The organism is Neobacillus notoginsengisoli (assembly GCF_003515685.1).
Lineage (GTDB): Bacteria > Bacillota > Bacilli > Bacillales > Cytobacillaceae > Bacillus_D > Bacillus_D notoginsengisoli.
Map to the genome: position 1 here is coordinate 128,491 of NZ_QWEG01000006.1, position 18,065 is coordinate 146,555.

An 18,065-nucleotide genomic window follows, 5' to 3' on the forward strand; every position below is an offset into this window, starting at 1 on the left:
TCAGTTCTATTTGCCTTTTTGCAAAATGATTATTTTCCTGATGGATACCGGCTTAGATAACTTTCGCTTCAGTGTGGAGCAGTTTGACAAGTTCCTTTACCTGTTCGTCCAAATCACCTTGCAGTACTCTGCCGGCTTCTTTCTTTGGAGGCATAAATATCTCAATTGCCTTCGTCTTAGGCTCGACATCATCCTCTTCAAGGCCAAGGTCGTCCAGTTCCAGCTCTTCAAGCGGTTTCTTTTTCGCCTTCATAATGCCCGGAAGCGATGGATAACGCGGGTCATTGAGCCCCTGCTGCGCTGTGACGAGTAGAGGCAGTGTCGCTTCGATGACTTCTGAATCCCCCTCGATATCGCGCACGATTGTTGCTTTATCGCCTTCGATATCCAATTTTGTAATTGTGGTTACGTATGGGAGGTTTAGAAGTTCAGCCACGCGCGGCCCCACCTGCCCTGAACCGCCATCAATGGCAACATTGCCGCCAATGATTAGGTCAGCTTCTTTATCCTTAAGGAACTCAGCAAGGATTTTAGCTGTTGTAAATTGGTCCCCATTTTCAACATCATCTTCTGTATTGATGAGAACGGCTTTGTCAGCCCCCATTGCCAATGCGGTCCGAAGCTGCTTTTCCGCTTCCTCGCTTCCAACAGTCACGACGGTCACTTCCCCGCCATGCGCGTCACGAACCCTGATCGCTTCCTCAACGGCATATTCATCGTAAGGGTTGATAATAAATTCGGCCCCATCCTCATTGATTTTTCCGCCAGAAAGTGTGATTTTTTCTTCCGTATCAAAGGTCCTCTTCATCAGTACAAAAATATTCATTAACTTTCCCTCCCAATTGACAATATTCTACTAGTTTTAAAGATTGAAAATATTTAGTTGAGAAAAAATCCAACAGGAATATATATATATGTTGAATTTGAAACTTGGTTGATTTCCGCTCCACAAAGGAAAGCTACTGAGAATAATCATCGCAGGGACAGGCGGTTTTTTTGCCTGTCACGAGGCACTTCGCTTTCCGTGGAGTGCCTGTGGAGCCTCCTCGGAGCAAAGCTCCTGCGGTGTCTCCACATGACACCTCATTCCACAGGACATACAGCTTCCTCGAATGGGCTTTGCACGAAGAAAATGCGATAGCATTTTCGAGGAGTCTACGTGCCTTCCGCTCCAATCAACTAGATGTAACTATTTATTTCAACTTATATAGAACTGGAAAGATTCCTGTTGGCTCTGCCGCAATTATTCACCCTTGAATTCCGGTTCGCGTTTTTCGATGAAGGCCTTGATGCCTTCCTGGCCATCGGCAGACATGAAGACTTCTCCGAATAATTCTGCCTCCCGCTTTACGCCTTCATAAAACGCATCCGATTTCGAATAGTTCAGCAGTTCGATGGCGGCTTTCAGAGAACCTGAACTTTTTTTGGCGATTTTTTTTGCAAAAGTAAAGGCGTGTTCCATCAGTTCCCCTTCCGGATAAGCATGGTTTGCCAAGCCATATTGAACGGCTTCCAATCCGGTGATCGGTTCTGAAGTGAACAGCATTTCCGCCGCCCGGGCAGTACCGACGTATTTAGGAAGACGCTGGGAGCCTGCAAATCCTGGAACCAGGCCTAATTGAAGCTCTGGTAAACCTAGTTTCGCAGTTTCGGTGACAAGACGGAAGTGGCAGGCCATCGCAAGCTCCAGCCCCCCGCCAAGCGCAGCACCGTGAATGGCCGCAATAATTGGCTTCTGGAACTTCTCCATGCGCTCGAACAAATTTTGCCCAAGACGTGCAAGTTCCGAAAAGTCTTTTGCGGACTTGATTGTAGTAAATTCCTTAATATCGGCTCCAGCGGAAAAGAATCTCCCTTCTCCATGCAGCAAAAGGACCTTAATTTCCTTCTTTGTTTCGATTTCATCAAGGACTACGGAAAGTTCTTTTAGCAGCCCGGAAGATAGTGCGTTTGCCGGCGGCCGTTTTATCGTTATATCCGCGATGCCGCCTTCATCTGTCCAACTTAAAAATTCCAACTTGCTCCCCCCTCATTCAATTTTTCCAATAGAAGGCCTTGCCGCATGTGCCCCGCATCCATTTAGCAATAAGTTATGGATGGTCGCGCTGAGTGCAGCCAAGTCGTACTTGTGTTCATTCATAATCCAGGTTGTGACCGTCTCGTCAATCGTCCCGAAAATCATCTGGCGAGCCAGCCGGATATCGAGCGTTTCCGAAAACTCCCCATTCTGCTTACCTTCAAGGAGGATGTGATCAATAACTTTTAAGTACCCTTTGAGTACTTCATTAATTTTCTGGCGCAACTCCTTATTTGACTGCCTTAATTCGAGCTGGGTAACAACCGCAAGACCCCGATTGTCCGATAGCATTCGGAAATGAGAATCAATCAACAGTAATAACTTCTCTGCCGCTGTCTCTTTTCCTGCTATCATGCTGTCGATTTTTTCGATAAATGTGCCCATTTTTTCTTCAAAAAGGGAAATAAGAATATCTTCTTTGTTTTTAAAGTATAAATAAATCGTCCCATCAGCCACTCCAGCCTCCCTTGCAATCCTCGAAACCTGAGCCTGATGGTAACCATTTTCGGCAATGACCGTTACGGCCGCATCAATAATTTGCATGTATTTAGGCCTGCTTTTCTTCACCCTGCGACACCTCCTTTGAAGAAAACAACCAACAAAATGAATGAACCATCATTCATAATTTAATCATATGATGTTCCCCGTTCCGCTGTCAAGCAAGCCGTGTGGCAATAGAAATTATTCTTGATTGGTAAGATTGAATTGGCAATAGTTTATCACGGCGAGGAGGTGATACGGAAGGATAACACTTCAGTTGACTGGCAAAATGGAAATCTGGTTTTCATTACGTGAACATTTGATATTTCAAAACATTGTGGCCGTTTGGGTAATTGGATTTTGGGATTCGGACTCTCACAGTCTCAAAAGCTGGCTGAGTGTCCGAATCCAAGCGTTATTCGGACTCTCAACGTCAAAAAGCTGGCTAAGTGTCCGAATTCAGGCGTTATTCGGACTCCCAACGTCCAAAAAGCTGGCTAGCCTTTCATGAGTCCGAATCACGAGATAATCGGAAGACTCTCAACTCAACCGGAACATAAAATTAGACTCGATAAAGGACAGCCACTAGGGCTGCCCTCTGCTTAAGCGTGTTTTTGCTCTTCATCTTTCATCCTCTTCTTTTCTTCATCAACCAGGACACGCCTTAAAATCTTACCGACCGCAGTCTTGGGCAGTTCATCCCTGAACTCATAAATCCGTGGGACTTTAAAGGATGCCAAATGCTGCCGCGCAAACTCATCAAGGTCCTTTTCCGTAACCGTGGCGCCTTCCTTCACAACAACATACGCTTTTACCGTTTCTCCTCTATACGGGTCAGGTACTCCCGCAGTTACGACTTCCTGGATGGCAGGATGCTCATAGAGCACTTCCTCAATTTCACGCGGGTAAATATTGAAACCACCTGCAATAATCATATCCTTTTTCCGGTCTACGACATAAAAGTAGCCATCTTCATCCATATAGCCCAAATCGCCTGTCAAAAGCCATCCATCCCTAAACGTCATGGCTGTATCCTCTGGCCTATTCCAGTACCCCTTCATAACCTGGGGGCCTTTTACCGCGATTTCACCAACTTCTTCTGGCGGCAATCGTTCGCCGTTTTCAAGTGAAAGAATCGCTGCATCTGTGTCTGGCCACGGGACTCCGACACTGCCTTTTATTCTCGGGCGGTCCCAGAGGAAATTGGAATGGGTGACAGGAGAGGTTTCCGTCAACCCGTACCCTTCAACTAGCTTACCGCCAGTAATTTCCTCGAACTTTTGTTGGACCTCGACCGGCAGCGGGGCCGAGCCGCTGATGCACGAATCAATTGAAGACAAGTCGTATTTTTTCAAATCGGGATGGTTCAAAAGACCAATATAGATTGTTGGGGCTCCAGGAAAAAGGGTCGGCTTTTGCTTTTGGATTGTCTTTAGCGTTGTTTCAGGATCGAATTTTGGCAAAAGGATCATTGTATGCCCTTCCATAATTGACAAAATCATAACGGTGGTCATGCCATACACATGGAAAAATGGCAGGATGCCAAGGACCCGTTCTTGCCCGCGCCTGCACTTGTACATCCAGTTGTTGCACATAATCACATTAGCAACAAGGTTTTTATGAGTCAGCATGACACCCTTCGGGAAGCCTGTCGTACCACCTGTATATTGCAAAAGGGCAAGATCTTCTTCAACATTGATTGGATGTTCTTCAAGAGTCGCGGCAGGCATTTTCAGGATTTCAGACAATAAATGTGTATTGCCCTCATGTGTTACTTTCACAACAATTCCGTATTGCTTTTTTTGTATGAATGGGTAAACCAGGTTCTTCGGGAATGGGAGCGCATCTTTGACAGCGGTTACAATAATGTGCTTCAAATCAGTCTTTTGGATTACTTTTGAAACACGCGGATAGAGAATATCGAGGGTGATGATTGCAACCGCACCGGAATCTTTCATTTGGTATTCAAGCTCGCGTTCGGTGTATAGAGGATTTGTTGGAACAACAATCCCGCCAGCAAGCAGAATGCCAAAAAAGCCGATGACCGCCTGAGGGGTATTAGGCAGGAAAACAGCGACCCGGTCTCCTTTTTTCACACCAAGCTTTTGTAAATAAGCAGCGAAATAAACCGCGGAGTCCTTTACTTCCTGGAAAGTCATATTCTTTCCCATGAAGTGAATGGCGGTTTTATCAGGAAACTCGTCTGCCGCTTTCAATAAATAACTGTGCAAAGATGCGGCCGGGTACTCGAGCGTTCCCGGTATCTCCTCGGGGTAATGTTTGAGCCAAGGTTTGATCTCAACCATGGGTACCTCCTTGTACAGAAGTTTTTTAAAAATTCCATCTATTTAACCCATTATAATCCATTCGTCCTGAATGCACAATGAGAATACACTCAGGAAGGACTAGAAGATAAAGCCGCTGCAAATTCGCAACGGCTCTTCTATCATGCAAAAAACACGATATAAATAATCCCAATCAGCATAAACAGGCCGCATAGGCCCAGTAAGACTTTTGCCAACGTTTCCACGTATCTTCCTCCGCCCTAAATTCCGGCTCCGACAATATAGGATAAACCGATTGATATGACCATTGAAATAAACCCAACAGCGCGGTTGTCTTTTTCAATTTCCTCATCGACATTGAACTTCGGGGTTAGGAATTCAAAAATAAAATAGCCGCCAATCAGCAGGGCGAAACCGAATACTCCCCAACCGACCATCGCTACCACAGAGGTGTGTTCCTGAATGGCATGCCTGAAAATATTGGCGATGCCGAACATTTTTCCTCCTGTTGCCATGGCGACAGCCATATTCCCTTTTTTGATTTCTTCCCAATTTTTATATTTGGTGACCAGTTCAAATGCAGCCAGAAAGACAACGAGACAAAGGATGACCACACTATAGTAGGCCGCAATCTGGATAAATTCATTTTGCCAAAAATGCTCCATACCCTTAGCTCCCCAACTTTATTTAAATTCAGCGACTGTGACCCCTGTTCCGCCTTCTCCCGCATCCCCAAAGCGTATCTTCTTAACGGATCGGTGGTTTCGCAAATATTCCTGTACTCCCTGCCTAAGCGCCCCGGTCCCCTTGCCGTGGATGATGGACACACGCGGATAGCCTGCCAGAAGTGCATCATCAAGGTATTTTTCCACCTTCATGAGTGCATCTTCATACCGTTCGCCCCGCAAATCAAGCTCTAGGCCGACATGGGTATCCCTCCCCTTGACGATGGCCATTGGCTTAACTTCCTTTTGCTTTGGCGCTTTTATATATTCTATGTCCTTTTCGGCGACCTTCATTTTAATAATGCCAATTTGAACTTGCCATTCTAGATCGGAAGTTTTTTCAAGAAGTGTTCCTTTTTGCCCAAAGGTGAGGACCGTGACCTCGTCACCCGGCTTAAAGACATGGTTCGCAGCCTTTTTCGCTCCCGGCTTTTCAGTCTTTTTCACGGTTGGGGCAGCACCGGCGATCCGCTGCCTTGCCTCGATCAGCTCGTGCTCTTTAACTTCTGCATTCTTTTCGAGTCTCAGTTTCCGGAGATCACTGATGATTTCCTCGGCTTCCCCAGTTGCCTTTTCAACAAGCTTGCTCGCCTTTTCGGCTGCTTTTTCCATTAACGAATCACGCTGTTCGTAAAAGTCGATGACTTGCTTTTGCAAATCGGCATGAAGCTTTTCCGCCTGCTTAAGCAAATCATGGGCATCCGCAAGCTCGTCTTCCGCCTCGCGCCTGCTCGATTCCAGTTTCGATATCATCGTTTCGATTTGCGAGCTGTCTTCGCTGACATGTGATTTTGCAGTGGAGATGATGTTCTCATCAAGGCCAAGCCTGCGCGAAATTTCGAATGCATTGCTCCGGCCCGGAACCCCAAGAAGAAGCCGGTAAGTCGGGCTTAGCGTTTCGATATCGAATTCGACACTTGCATTCATGACGCCATCCCGATTATAGCCATAAGCCTTCAATTCGGGATAGTGGGTCGTTGCAATGACCCTGGCGCCGCGCCTGTATACCTCGTCTAGGATGGAAATCGCGAGTGCAGCGCCTTCCTGCGGATCCGTCCCAGAACCAAGCTCGTCAAACACGATAAAGCTGTTGTGGTCTGCTTTGTTAAGGATGTCGACAATATTGACCATATGGGAAGAGAATGTGCTCAAGCTCTGTTCAATTGACTGCTCGTCGCCGATATCGGCATACACAGCGTCAAAGACCGCCAGCTCAGATCCGTCCAATGCCGGAATCTGCAGTCCCGATTGGGCCATGAGCGTGCAGAGGCCGACCGTTTTAAGTGTGACAGTCTTCCCGCCTGTATTCGGCCCGGTAATCACAATCGTTGTGTAGTCCTTTCCAAGCAAAATATCGTTCGGAACCACTTCGTCCGCCGGAATCAAAGGATGGCGCGCTTTATATAGGGCGATTCTTCCCTCATTGTTCATCGTCGGCTTCGATCCTTTGATCGTCCGGCTGTAGCGCGCTTTTGCAAAAATAAAGTCAAGTTCACCAAGCACATCGGTCATACCCAAGAGTTCCGCGCTGTGCTCCGCTGCCTGCGCTGAAAGCTCGGCGAGGATCCGTTCAATTTCGACCTGCTCCTTGACCCGGATCTCCTGAACCTGATTATTCAGCTGGACAATTGATTGGGGCTCGATGAACAGTGTTTGCCCGGATGAGCTTTGGTCATGGATGATGCCGCCATAATGGCCTCTGTATTCTTGTTTGACCGGAATGACGAACCTGTCGTTCCGAATCGTAACAATGGCATCGGAAAGCATTTTCTGCGCGCTTGACGACCGAATCATGCTTTCGAGCTTTTCCCTTACCCTTGATTCATTCGACCGAAGCTGCTGGCGGAGCGCCCTCAGCGTATCGCTCGCCGTATCAAGTACTTCCCCGCTTTCATCAATAGCCATTTTAATGGCCTGTTCAAGATTTGTGAGGGGGGTGATTTTGCCAATATAGTCAAACAGATGCGGCACATTGCTGTCCTCATGGAGACCTTCAATGAACCGCTTGATTTGCCTGCTTGCTGAAATGGTACTCGCAATCTGGACGAGCTCAGACGGGCTTAACGCCCCGCCAATCACTGCCCTTTTCACATGGGCCCGGATATCATGGATGCCGGACAGTGGTACATTCCCTTTTAAACGAAGTGCTGTAGCTGCTTCATCGGTCTCCTCCTGAAGCCTTTTTACTTCTGCAAAATCAGAAGAAGGAATCATTTTGGAAATTTTGTCGCGTCCAAGCGCTGAGGAAGCATGCGCGATGAGCTGCTCTCTTACTTTAAAAAATTCTAGAACTTTTAGTGTTCTTTCCTGCATGGAGAACTCTCTCCTTTTTGCCTAAATGATTGTTCAGCTTCTGTGATGCAAAAATTGGAGTAAATTGTCCAATCCATACGTGTTCAAGACAGAGCTGCTTTTGACCCAGCCTTTCCTGGCTGTTGCGACGCCTATAGCCATATGGCTTAGCATCGTGGTTTTATGTGCGTCCGTGTTAATGACAATCTTGACTCCCGCTTCCTGGGCTTTCTTCAAATGGACATACGAAAGATCCAGTCGATGCGGGTTTGCATTCAATTCGAGCGCGGTATTCGTTTCTTTTGCCAAATAAATCAGCATGTCAATATCCACATCATATCCATCCCGCCGCCCAATCAGTCTTCCGGTCGGGTGGGCAATAATGTCAACATGCGGATTTTCGAGCGCGGTTTTCAGCCTCATCATTATTTTCTCGCGGGGCTGTGAAAAAGCGGAATGGATTGAAGCGATGACAATATCGAGCTCTTTCAAAAGGTCATCGTCATAATCAAGCGTTCCGTCAGGAAGAATATCCATTTCAACTCCGGAAAGGATCGTAAAATCAGTGTATTTTTCGTTAAGCCGCCTGATTTCCTCAATTTGCTCCCTCAGCCTTTCCGGCGTCAAGCCATTCGCCACCTTCAAATACTGGGAATGGTCAGTAATTGCGATATGAGTATACCCCATTGCCCGGCAGGCTTCCGCCATTTCCTCAATCGTATGAGCGCCGTCGCTCCATGTTGAGTGCATATGGAGGTCTGATTTAATATCCTTTAAGTCGACAAGCCCCATGTCAGGAGAATAGATTTCAACTTCCCGGCCGTCCTCGCGTAATTCCGGTGGAATGAACGGCAAGCCGAAATGGGCATAAAACTCCTCTTCTGTCGCAAACGTTTTTATGCCTTCCACCGATTCGACCCCATACTCACTAATTTTCTCGCCGCGTTCTTTTGCCAGCTGCCTCATCTTGACGTTGTGGTCCTTAGACCCTGTGAAATGGTGAAGCGCTGTCGCGTATTCCGCACTGCTGACAAGACGGAAATCAGCGGAAATATCATAATCAAAGCCAAATGTTACAGATACTTTTGTATCTCCCGCCCCAATCACATCTTTTATATCCGGAAGAGCGAGGAGCTGTTCCCTGACAGACTCGTGATTGGAGGTGGCGATGATAAAGTCAAGATCCTTGACGGTTTCCGCCCATCTCCTAATGCTGCCGGCCTGTGAAAATTTTTCAATGTCTTTCATTTCTGTTAACTGGGCTTCTAGTTTTGCCGCAATTGGGAGCATGTAAGCAAGCGGAAGCCGCTCCGGACGCTCTCCGGCTTTTTCGATCGCCGCAAGGATCTTCTCTTGCGACTTCTTGCCGAATCCTGGCAGCCCTTCAATTTTGCGCATCCGGCAGGCTTCTTCGAGATCTGTGATATCTTCTATCCCAAGCAGTTCATGGAGCTTTGCAAGCTTCTTGCCGCCCAGACCCGGCAGCTTCAAAAGCGGAATGAGCCCGGCTGGAACCTCTTCCTGCAGCTCTTTGAGGACAGTCGAACGGCCTTCCCGGATATATTCCTCAATCACTGCGCCCGTTCCTTTTCCAATTCCCGGAATCGCAGTAAAATCTGTGATGCCCGACAGGCTTCGGTTGTCTGTTTCAAGTCCGAACGCAGCTTTCCGGAAGGCTGATACCTTAAACGGGTTTTCTCCCTTGAGCTCGAGATAAACAGCTATCGTTTCGAGAAGGGCAATTACATCTTTTTTATTCTTTTCCAAAATCAAACGCACCTGCCTTAACTATTCTTTATTTCTACGATTGAATTGGGCAAAAGTTCCCCTTTAAAGAAAGAAGAACTTCTCTGCTGTCAGAGAAGTTCATGCAGCCACATATTCGATCCATAATTCCTTCAACTGCTCTGATATGATTGGCGTATGTTTGACAATCGCTTCTGCTACGATCGAGTTTTCAAGCGGTTTCTGGATTGCTTCAATTGGAAGCAGTGCAGAGATATACAATAATAATAACAGAATCAAGTAGACTTCCATAAATCCAAGGATTCCGCCCGCCCAGACATTCAATGTCCTTAGAATTGGAAGATGGGCAATGAAATCAAACATTGAACCGATGATCTGGACGATAACCTTCACAACGAAAAAGATTGCCACAAAGGCGAATGCCCGGTAAAAAGCATCTTCAAGTCCGGCCGGTGAAGAAAAGAACAGCAATGAAGTGGAATCCCCCATTGATGGGTATGGAACCCACAGCTTCAGCTTCGGTGCCAGAGTGTCATAGTACTTATAAGCAACTATGTAGGCAATAATGAATCCTGTCAGATGAAGCAGCTGGAGAATCAAGCCGCGTTTAAGGCCAATAAAAAATCCCATTACGAATAAAAGTATTAGTGCTAAGTCAAGCATCCTCGTTTTCCCCTATTCCTTTTCCAGTTCTGATTTCAGCTTTTCCAGCTGGTCTCTCATTTTAATAAAATCATTCACAGCGTTTACTGCGGTAAGAACGGCCAATTTATTCACATCTAACGAAGGATTCTTGGAACTGATTTCCCGCATTTTATCATCAACAAGCGATGCCACTAGCCTGACATGGCTCGAGCTCTCCGGCCCAATTATGACATATTGCTGGCCATAAATATCGACTGTTGTCCGGTTTTTATTCACATTCGACACGTAGTTGCCTCCATTCAAAGAATCCTATTCCCTATCATAACATGAACAGGCAATACTGGAAAAGCGAAAGTATGCGATGGACCCTTCGGTCACTATGACTGCCTTTAGTGACCGAAGGTGTGGCTGAACATTGCTGTTCCGTCAATAAACCGTCCTTTAGTGACCGAAGGGACGGCTGGCCTTTGCTGTTCGGTCGCTAAACCGTTATTTAGTGACCGAAGGGCCGGCTGAACTTGACTGGAAGAATCGGGATGAACTCTTTTCAAATGATAAAATATGCTAAAATAAACAGATAACATATAGAAGGAGTGCTCAATTTGGGCAATGCAGTCATTACGGTGCCACCAGCACAAATCGCAAAGCTGAAGGACCATTATTCGCGCTTTTTAATAGAAAAGGTTCCGCCGGGCGGAATTTTTGCCGCAAAAACACCCGCCTGCATGATTACGGCCTATAAATCAGGTAAGGTGCTTTTCCAGGGAGCTGCCGCGGAAAGTGAGGCCGCCCAATGGAACGGTGTTGCTACAGCCGTTGCACAAACCAAAAAAGCTTCATCCAAACCCGCTCCTGGATCGCTTCTGCCCGCGAATTTCGCCCAAATGTCGGTCATAGGGTCAGATGAGGTTGGAACCGGCGACTTTTTCGGTCCGATTACAGTAGTAGCCGCCTACGTACGAACGCAAGACATGCCGCTTCTAAAAGAACTTGGCGTTCGGGACTCCAAGGACTTAAATGATGAAAAAATCACCGCAATCGCCAAGGATATTAAAGATGTCATTCCGTATAGTCTGCTGACCTTACATAATGAGAAATACAATCAACTCCAGCAATCAGGAATGTCGCAGGGGAAAATGAAAGCAATTCTCCACAACCAGGCACTAAGCCATGTTCTTGGCAAAATTGCACCCGAGAAGCCGGATGCGATCCTGATCGATCAATTCGCCGAGCCGGGCATCTATTTCAATCACCTAAGGGGACAGCAGAAAATCATTCGGGAGAATGTCCACTTCAGTACGAAAGCGGAAGGGCTTCACTTATCCGTTGCGGCGGCCTCCATTCTGGCAAGGTATGCGTTCATCCGCCATTTTGAAAGGCTTAGTGAAGAAGCCGGCTTTACCATTCCAAAAGGTGCCGGCTTAAAGGTAGACGAAGCGGCCGCGAAGCTGATCTTGGCAAAAGGGCAGTCCGTCCTGCCGCATTTCGTCAAACTCCATTTTGCCAATACGCAAAAAGCGATCAACCTGGTCAATAAGAGGAGAAGCCGTTTTTAAGCTTGCCAGTCGCACAGCGATTTACCGTACAGTTTTATAAACGCAAAAGAGTTGGACCCAACGCGGGTCCAACTCTTTTTTGCAAAAATCCTTACGCTCTCAATACGGCCCCAGCTTTTTCTTTCAGGGCAGCGAGTACTTTTTCGTGTACCTTTGTGACTTCCTCGTCTGTCAGTGTCCGCTCAGGATCCATATATTTCAGCGAGAAGGCAATAGATTTTTTGCCTTCTTCCATATTCGCTCCTTCATACAGATCGAAGACGGATGCTTCTTTCAACAGCTGACCGCCGGCTTCCAGTATGATGCTGCGCAGCGTTCCAGCTGGAATATCCTTATCGGCAACAAGGGCGATATCCCTTGTGATTGATGGGAATCTCGGAATCGGCTCGTAATGAAGCGGTTCTGTGCCAGCTTCTAGCAGTTCATTGAGCTTCAATTCAAACACGTATGTGTCCTTCAAATCGAGTTGCTTTTGCATGGATGGATGAACTTGGCCGATGAAGCCAATCCGTTTGCCGTCCAGAAGGATATCGGCCGTCCTGCCCGGGTGCATGCCGTCCATCTGCGCCTGGATATATTCTATCCGATTGGACAATTCGAGTTTTTCCGTTAATCCTTCAAGAATTCCTTTCAGGACGTAGAAGTCGACTGGCTTCTTCTCACCCTGCCATGGATTAGAAACCCAAAGTCCGGTCATAGCGGCAGCAAGATGCTCCTCCTCAGCCGGCAGTTCGCCGCCTTTTGCAAGGAATACTGACCCAGTTTCATAAACAGCCAGGCTGTCCGCCTGCCTCGCACCGTTATACTTTAGAACTTCAAGAAGATGAGGGATGATGCTTAGTCGAAGCTGGCTCCGCTCCTCACTCATCGGCATTGCAAGCTGGATTGGCTCGGTTTTTTCAAGCGCATACTGGGTAACCTTTTCCGCACTTGTCAAGGAATACGTGACTGCCTGATAGAGGCCTGCCCCCTCAAGGAAACGGCGGACGAAACGGCGCTTTGCCTGGTAAGGTGTCAGCTTTCCGGCAAGCTGCTCACCAGCCGGCAATGTTTTAGGAATATTGTCATATCCATACAGGCGGGCAATCTCTTCAATCAGATCTTCTTCTATTGTGATGTCGCCGCGGCGGGTCGGTACAGTCACTGTAACGGTCTCATCATCAACAGCTGCCTCGAATTTCAACCTTGCAAAAATGTCAGTTACCTCTTCGACAGTTAGCTTCATGCCAAGAAACGTATTCAGCTTATCCATTGTAATTGATACAACAGCGGGCTCTACCTGCAATGTATCTACTTCAACGGTGCCATCAAGCACTTCACCGCCGGCATATTCAGCCATCAAGGCTGCTGCGCGTTCGCCTGCTTCGCGGACACGGTTCGGGTCGACGCCCTTTTCAAACCGCGTGCTCGCTTCACTGCGTAAGCCGTGGTCCTTGGATGCCTTTCGGATTGGGCTTCCCGCAAAATAAGCTGCCTCAAGAAGAACGATCGTTGTATCAGCATCCACCTCGGAATTGGCTCCGCCCATTACTCCGGCAATCGCTACCGGCTCTGTGCCGTTCGTAATCACTAGATGGTCAGGAGTAAGTGTTCTTTTTGCATCATCCAGCGTGACAATTGTTTCGCCTTCTTTGGCACGGCGGACAAGGATTTCCTTCGATCCCAGCTTTTCGTAATCGAACGCATGGAGCGGCTGGCCGTATTCAAGCAAAATATAGTTCGTGATATCAACCACATTGTTGTGCGGACGAATTCCGGCTGCCATGAGGCGTGTCTGCATCCATAGCGGCGATGGGCCGATTTTGACATTTCTGATGACCTTTGCAGCATAGAGCGGGTTATCCTCGTTCGCTTCTACTGAAACTTTTATATAATTGGAAGCTTTTTCACTCGATTCAGTGAGATTGATTTCAGGGAATTTGACTTCCCTTCCCAAAATAGCCCCGACCTCATACGCAACACCAAGCATGTTCAGGCAGTCTGCCCGGTTCGGCGTAAGGCCAAGTTCAAGGACTTTATCATCCCTGTTCAGCGCTTCAATCGCGTCTTCGCCAGGCGTTACGCTGTTTGGGAACACGAAAATTCCCTCCGCGTATTCCTTAGGTACGATTTTCCCTTCCATGCCAAGCTCCTGGAGCGAGCAAATCATACCGTTCGATTCTTCTCCGCGCAGCTTCGCCCTTTTAATTTTGAAATTCCCCGGCAACACCGCACCGGTTTTTGCAACAGCAACTTTCTGGCCTTTTGCGACATTTGGGGCGCCGCAAATGATTTGCACAGGCGCCTCTTCACCGATATCAACAAGGCATTTGCTTAGCTTGTCGGCATTCGGGTGCTGTTCGCGCTCTAATACGTGGCCGATGACAACCCCTTTGATTCCTTCATTCAGCGTCTCGACGCCTTCAACCTCAATGCCGCTTTTCGTAATCTTCTCGGCAAGCTCTTCCGCCGTTACTCCGGATAAATCGACATAATCCTGGAGCCATTTATATGAAACATACATGTTTAAAGCCTCCCACTTTCAAAATTTAAGTCTATTCCTGCCTGGCAAACTGTTTCAAGAACCGGATATCGTTCGTATAAAAATGGCGGATATCATCGATTCCGTATTTCAGCATCGCGATCCGCTCAGGCCCCATTCCGAAAGCAAAACCGGTAACCTTTTTGGAATCATAGCCAGCCATTTCAAGCACATTCGGATGGACCATGCCTGCTCCAAGAATTTCAATCCAACCGGTTCCTTTACAGACGCTGCAGCCCTGTCCGCCACAGATTTTGCAGGAGATGTCCATTTCAACAGACGGTTCCGTAAATGGGAAGAAGCTTGGGCGCAGCCTTATTTCACGGTCTTCGCCGAACATTTTCTTCGCAAATTCATTGAGTGTCCCCTTCAGGTCGCTCATCCGAATGTTTTCTCCAACTACAAGGCCTTCAATTTGCATGAATTGATGGGAATGAGTTGCATCGTCATTATCACGTCGATAAACCTTGCCAGGGCAAATAATCCGGATTGGCCCCTTGCCGCCCTGTTTTTCCATTGTTCTTGCCTGGACAGGAGAGGTATGGGTACGCAGCAAAGTTTCTTCTGTTATATAGAAAGAATCCTGCATGTCACGGGCCGGATGGCCTTTTGGCAAATTAAGTGCTTCAAAGTTATAATAATCTTTTTCAACCTCAGGCCCTTCAGCAATTTGATAGCCCATCCCGATAAACAGGTCTTCAATTTCTTCAATAATTTTCGTTAAAGGATGATGGCTGCCAGCTTTAATCGGCCTTCCCGGGAGCGTGACATCAATTGTTTCGGAAGCAAGGCGCTCATTGACGGCCGCTTCTTCAAGCTCTGTTTGCTTCACGGAAATTTCCGCTTCAATCGCCTGGCGCACTTCATTGACAAGCGCACCCATCTTTGGGCGTTCCTCGGCGGACAGCTTGCCCATTCCGCGCAACACCTCTGTGATTGGCCCTTTTTTTCCAAGATAAGCGACGCGTACGTCATTCAATTCTTTCAGGCTTGACGCCTGGCCCACTTTTTCAAGGGCTTCTTTTTGCAATTCGGTCAATCTTTCCTGCATGGATTTATCCTCCTTTTAAAGTTCCGGGATCGTATCCCGTTCCACCTGTCTGGACTCGCAAAAGCACTCTTTTTCCACACAAAAAAGCCCCATCCCAAATAAGGGACGAGGCTTGCGTTCGCGGTACCACCCTTGTAAACACGGTTGGACTCGCCATCCGTGTTCGCTTCATTGAGATAACGGCTTCTGCCGGTGCACCTTTACATTCGTGTGTTCGCGAATGGTCCCGGTGCCAACTCGGGAGGTGAACTTCCGCATGCTTCCGCCTTAAAAGTGCTTTCAGTCCGGGGCACTTTCTCCCTAAGAAGGCTTCTGGCAAGGTACTTTTCTCCGTCATTGTTTTTCTTCGTATGAATGTAGTTGCTATTATAGCGTATTTTTCCTGGGGTTTCAAACTTTCAAAAGCAATTTTTATTCGTGGGTTGATCGCAAATAATATAACAGCACCCCTGCTGCAACCGCAACATTGAGCGATTCGCTTTTCCCGTAAATCGGCACATACAGGTTTACGGACGTTTTTGCCAAAAGCTCCTTTGCAACCCCGCTGCCTTCATTCCCGACTAAAAGAGCGAACTTGCTGGCAGGCACGGCGTCCCTGTAATCCTTTGCTCCTTCTAGTGCTGTTCCATAAACAGGGATTTCCTTTTCGATCAACCTTGGAATCCATTCTTCAAGATTTCCCGAAATAACGGGAAGATGAAAATGGCTGCCCTGCGCTGAACGAAGTACTTTCGGGTTGTATATATCGACGCTGCCCGTCCCGGCAATTACTGCGTCGATTCCGGCTGCATCCGCCGTCCTGATCATCGTTCCAAGATTACCCGGATCCTGTACGGCATCCAGCAGCAGAAAAGTTTCCGCTGATGCCAACGTTTGTTCATCTTTCATTTGCCGGCAGACGGCCATAATTCCCTGCGGAGTTTCCGTTTCCGACATCCCTGTAAAAATATCCTTCGCCACGGTCGTAACCGGAATACCTCGATTATGAAGATGAGGCGGGATATCCGTTCCATCAGCAACAATCATTTCCGTTACCACTCCCGGACTTTTTAGCGCCTCTTCGACTAAATGGAAGCCTTCCGCCATAAATAGGCCAGTCCGCTCCCGTTCCTTTTTCATTGCAAGCTTTTTCCATTGCTTCACCTGAGGGTTCTGCGCTGATTGAATATGCTTCACTGCAGTCTCCCCTTTCCTGATTCTCTGATTTTTCTATTATAGCTTAAGAGTTGTACATATTAAAACGAAGAACAGAAAAAGATAGTACTGAATGAACTATAGAAAAGGAGGAAGAATCATGGACTTGAATTTGCGTGCGGCGGTTATCCATAATATTACTGGAAATACACGCGAGGAACTGGAAGATACGATTGTCGATGCGATCCAGACAGGCGAGGAAAAAATGCTGCCGGGGCTAGGGGTTTTATTTGAAATTATTTGGAACAACTCTTCCGAACAAGAGAAAACCGAAATGCTTGAGGCCCTCGAAGGCGCACTAAAAAAATAGGTCTATCTGCATGAGTGGGGACTTCACCCCACTTCTATACATGGCAAAAAGCTCCCCGCAGGTATAAATGCGAGGAGCTTTCCTATTAACTTAATTTAATCTTTTTAACTGTTTCCGCATCAAGGCGCTTGATCACTTCGACAATCAACTTTACTGTATTCTCATAGTCGTCGCGGTGAAGCATCGCGGCATGTGAGTGGATATAGCGGGTTGCAATTGTGATGGCCAGGGCTGGAACCCCATTATGGGACAAGTGAATGGCTCCTGCATCGGTTCCTCCGCCAGGAACGGTATCAAACTGATAAGGGATGTTCAATTCATCCGCTGTATCGGTGATGAAATCGCGCAGCCCTTTATGGGAAACCATGGAGGCATCATAAAGGATGATTTGCGGACCGTCGCCCATTTTGCCAAGCGCTTCCTTCTCGGTCACTCCAGGAGTATCACCCGCAATGCCAACGTCCACACCGAAGCCGATGTCAGGCTGGATTTTAGCTGCCGCAGTTCGTGCCCCGCGCAGGCCAACCTCTTCCTGGATCGTGCCGACGCCGTATACGACGTTTGGATGTTCAACATCTTTCAGCTGTCTTAGGACATCAATGGCGATGGCGCAGCCGATCCGGTTGTCCCATGCTTTTGCAAGCAGCATTTTTTCATTCTTCATAACAGTAAATTCAAAATATGGAACGATCATATCGCCGGGACGGACTCCCCATTCCTTCGCTTCATCCCTGCTCGTTGCACCGATATCAATGAACATATCTTTGATTTCGACCGGCTTCTTCCTCGCTTCGGCAGTCAGGATGTGCGGAGGCTTGGATCCGATTACCCCGGTCACTTCGCCTTTCTTTGTTACGACAGTCACGCGCTGGGCCAGCATAACCTGGTTCCACCATCCGCCAACCGGCTGGAAGCGGAGAAATCCTTTTTCATCAATTTGGGTGACCATGAAGCCTACTTCATCAAGATGGCCGGCAACCATGATTTTCGGGCCGCCTTCCTTCCCGGTTTTCTTGGCAATCAGGCTGCCAAGGCCGTCTGTCGTAACCTCTTCGGCGTATGGTTCTATGTACTCTTTCATCACTTCGCGGACTTCCCGCTCATTTCCGGGAATGCCTTTTGCATCTGTCAAAGCTTTTAGCATTTGCAATGTTTCATCAAGTTGTGCCATTTGAAAGACCCC

Annotated in this window: 15 protein-coding genes and 1 other annotated feature; of the genes, 2 read left to right on the forward strand and 13 right to left on the reverse strand. The window is 47.6% G+C overall.

Annotation, left to right across the window (positions count from 1 at the left end; translation table 11 throughout):
- Positions 1 to 52 precede the first annotated feature (52 nt).
- From D1B31_RS10835 to zapA, 9 genes are all read right to left on the reverse strand, one after another.
- On the reverse strand, positions 53 to 826 hold the full coding sequence (locus D1B31_RS10835) for an electron transfer flavoprotein subunit beta/FixA family protein (RefSeq protein ID WP_118920799.1): 774 nt from the start codon (positions 824 to 826) through the stop codon (positions 53 to 55).
- Between the two features lie 417 nt (positions 827 to 1,243).
- The gene (locus D1B31_RS10840; protein ID WP_118920800.1) at positions 1,244 to 2,017 is read right to left on the reverse strand and encodes an enoyl-CoA hydratase; all 774 of its coding nucleotides are present in this window, start codon (positions 2,015 to 2,017) and stop codon (positions 1,244 to 1,246) included.
- A 12-nt stretch (positions 2,018 to 2,029) separates the two neighbouring features.
- Positions 2,030 to 2,644, reverse strand: a complete 615-nt coding sequence (locus D1B31_RS10845; RefSeq protein WP_118920801.1) for a TetR/AcrR family transcriptional regulator — start codon at positions 2,642 to 2,644, stop codon at positions 2,030 to 2,032.
- A gap of 515 nt (positions 2,645 to 3,159) precedes the next feature.
- Positions 3,160 to 4,863, reverse strand: a complete 1,704-nt coding sequence (locus D1B31_RS10855) for a long-chain-fatty-acid--CoA ligase (protein WP_118920803.1) — start codon at positions 4,861 to 4,863, stop codon at positions 3,160 to 3,162.
- A gap of 239 nt (positions 4,864 to 5,102) precedes the next feature.
- Complete coding sequence (locus D1B31_RS10860) at positions 5,103 to 5,507, reverse strand: DUF350 domain-containing protein (RefSeq protein WP_118920804.1); 405 nt, start codon at positions 5,505 to 5,507, stop codon at positions 5,103 to 5,105.
- An 18-nt stretch (positions 5,508 to 5,525) separates the two neighbouring features.
- A complete protein-coding gene (locus D1B31_RS10865; RefSeq protein WP_118920805.1) occupies positions 5,526 to 7,880 on the reverse strand; it encodes an endonuclease MutS2 in 2,355 nt (784 codons plus the stop codon).
- A 33-nt stretch (positions 7,881 to 7,913) separates the two neighbouring features.
- The gene (gene polX / locus D1B31_RS10870; protein ID WP_118920806.1) at positions 7,914 to 9,626 is read right to left on the reverse strand and encodes a DNA polymerase/3'-5' exonuclease PolX; all 1,713 of its coding nucleotides are present in this window, start codon (positions 9,624 to 9,626) and stop codon (positions 7,914 to 7,916) included.
- Between the two features lie 99 nt (positions 9,627 to 9,725).
- Entirely contained in the window at positions 9,726 to 10,268 is a 543-nt protein-coding gene (locus D1B31_RS10875) for a CvpA family protein (RefSeq protein WP_118920807.1), read from the reverse strand.
- Between the two features lie 12 nt (positions 10,269 to 10,280).
- Positions 10,281 to 10,535 carry a cell division protein ZapA gene (gene zapA, locus D1B31_RS10880; protein ID WP_118920808.1) on the reverse strand — a complete coding sequence of 85 codons (255 nt, stop codon included), beginning with the start codon at positions 10,533 to 10,535 and terminating at the stop codon, positions 10,281 to 10,283.
- Between the two features lie 317 nt (positions 10,536 to 10,852).
- Here zapA and rnhC point away from each other — a divergent pair, with 317 nt between their 5' ends.
- Complete coding sequence (gene rnhC, locus D1B31_RS10885; RefSeq protein WP_118920809.1) at positions 10,853 to 11,806, forward strand: ribonuclease HIII; 954 nt, start codon at positions 10,853 to 10,855, stop codon at positions 11,804 to 11,806.
- A 91-nt stretch (positions 11,807 to 11,897) separates the two neighbouring features.
- Here the strand turns inward: rnhC and pheT are convergent, their stop codons facing one another.
- The 3 genes from pheT to D1B31_RS10900 all read right to left on the reverse strand — a co-directional run bounded on the left by pheT (position 11,898) and on the right by D1B31_RS10900 (position 16,554).
- Positions 11,898 to 14,309, reverse strand: a complete 2,412-nt coding sequence (gene pheT, locus D1B31_RS10890) for a phenylalanine--tRNA ligase subunit beta (RefSeq protein WP_118920810.1) — start codon at positions 14,307 to 14,309, stop codon at positions 11,898 to 11,900.
- Positions 14,310 to 14,340: 31 nt separating this feature from the next.
- A complete protein-coding gene (pheS, locus tag D1B31_RS10895; RefSeq protein ID WP_118920811.1) occupies positions 14,341 to 15,378 on the reverse strand; it encodes a phenylalanine--tRNA ligase subunit alpha in 1,038 nt (345 codons plus the stop codon).
- Positions 15,379 to 15,476: 98 nt separating this feature from the next.
- Positions 15,477 to 15,724, reverse strand: a binding site (T-box leader).
- Positions 15,725 to 15,789: 65 nt separating this feature from the next.
- Positions 15,790 to 16,554: a TrmH family RNA methyltransferase gene (locus tag D1B31_RS10900; protein WP_118920812.1), complete on the reverse strand. Its 765-nt coding sequence runs from the start codon at positions 16,552 to 16,554 to the stop codon at positions 15,790 to 15,792.
- A gap of 118 nt (positions 16,555 to 16,672) precedes the next feature.
- Between D1B31_RS10900 and sspI the strand changes: the two genes are divergently transcribed.
- The gene (gene sspI / locus D1B31_RS10905) at positions 16,673 to 16,882 is read left to right on the forward strand and encodes a small acid-soluble spore protein SspI (RefSeq protein WP_118920813.1); all 210 of its coding nucleotides are present in this window, start codon (positions 16,673 to 16,675) and stop codon (positions 16,880 to 16,882) included.
- A gap of 85 nt (positions 16,883 to 16,967) precedes the next feature.
- Here sspI and D1B31_RS10910 read toward each other — a convergent pair whose 3' ends face one another.
- Positions 16,968 to 18,053, reverse strand: coding sequence for a M42 family metallopeptidase (locus D1B31_RS10910; protein WP_118920814.1), 1,086 nt, complete (start codon positions 18,051 to 18,053; stop codon positions 16,968 to 16,970).
- Positions 18,054 to 18,065: the final 12 nt, after the last annotated feature.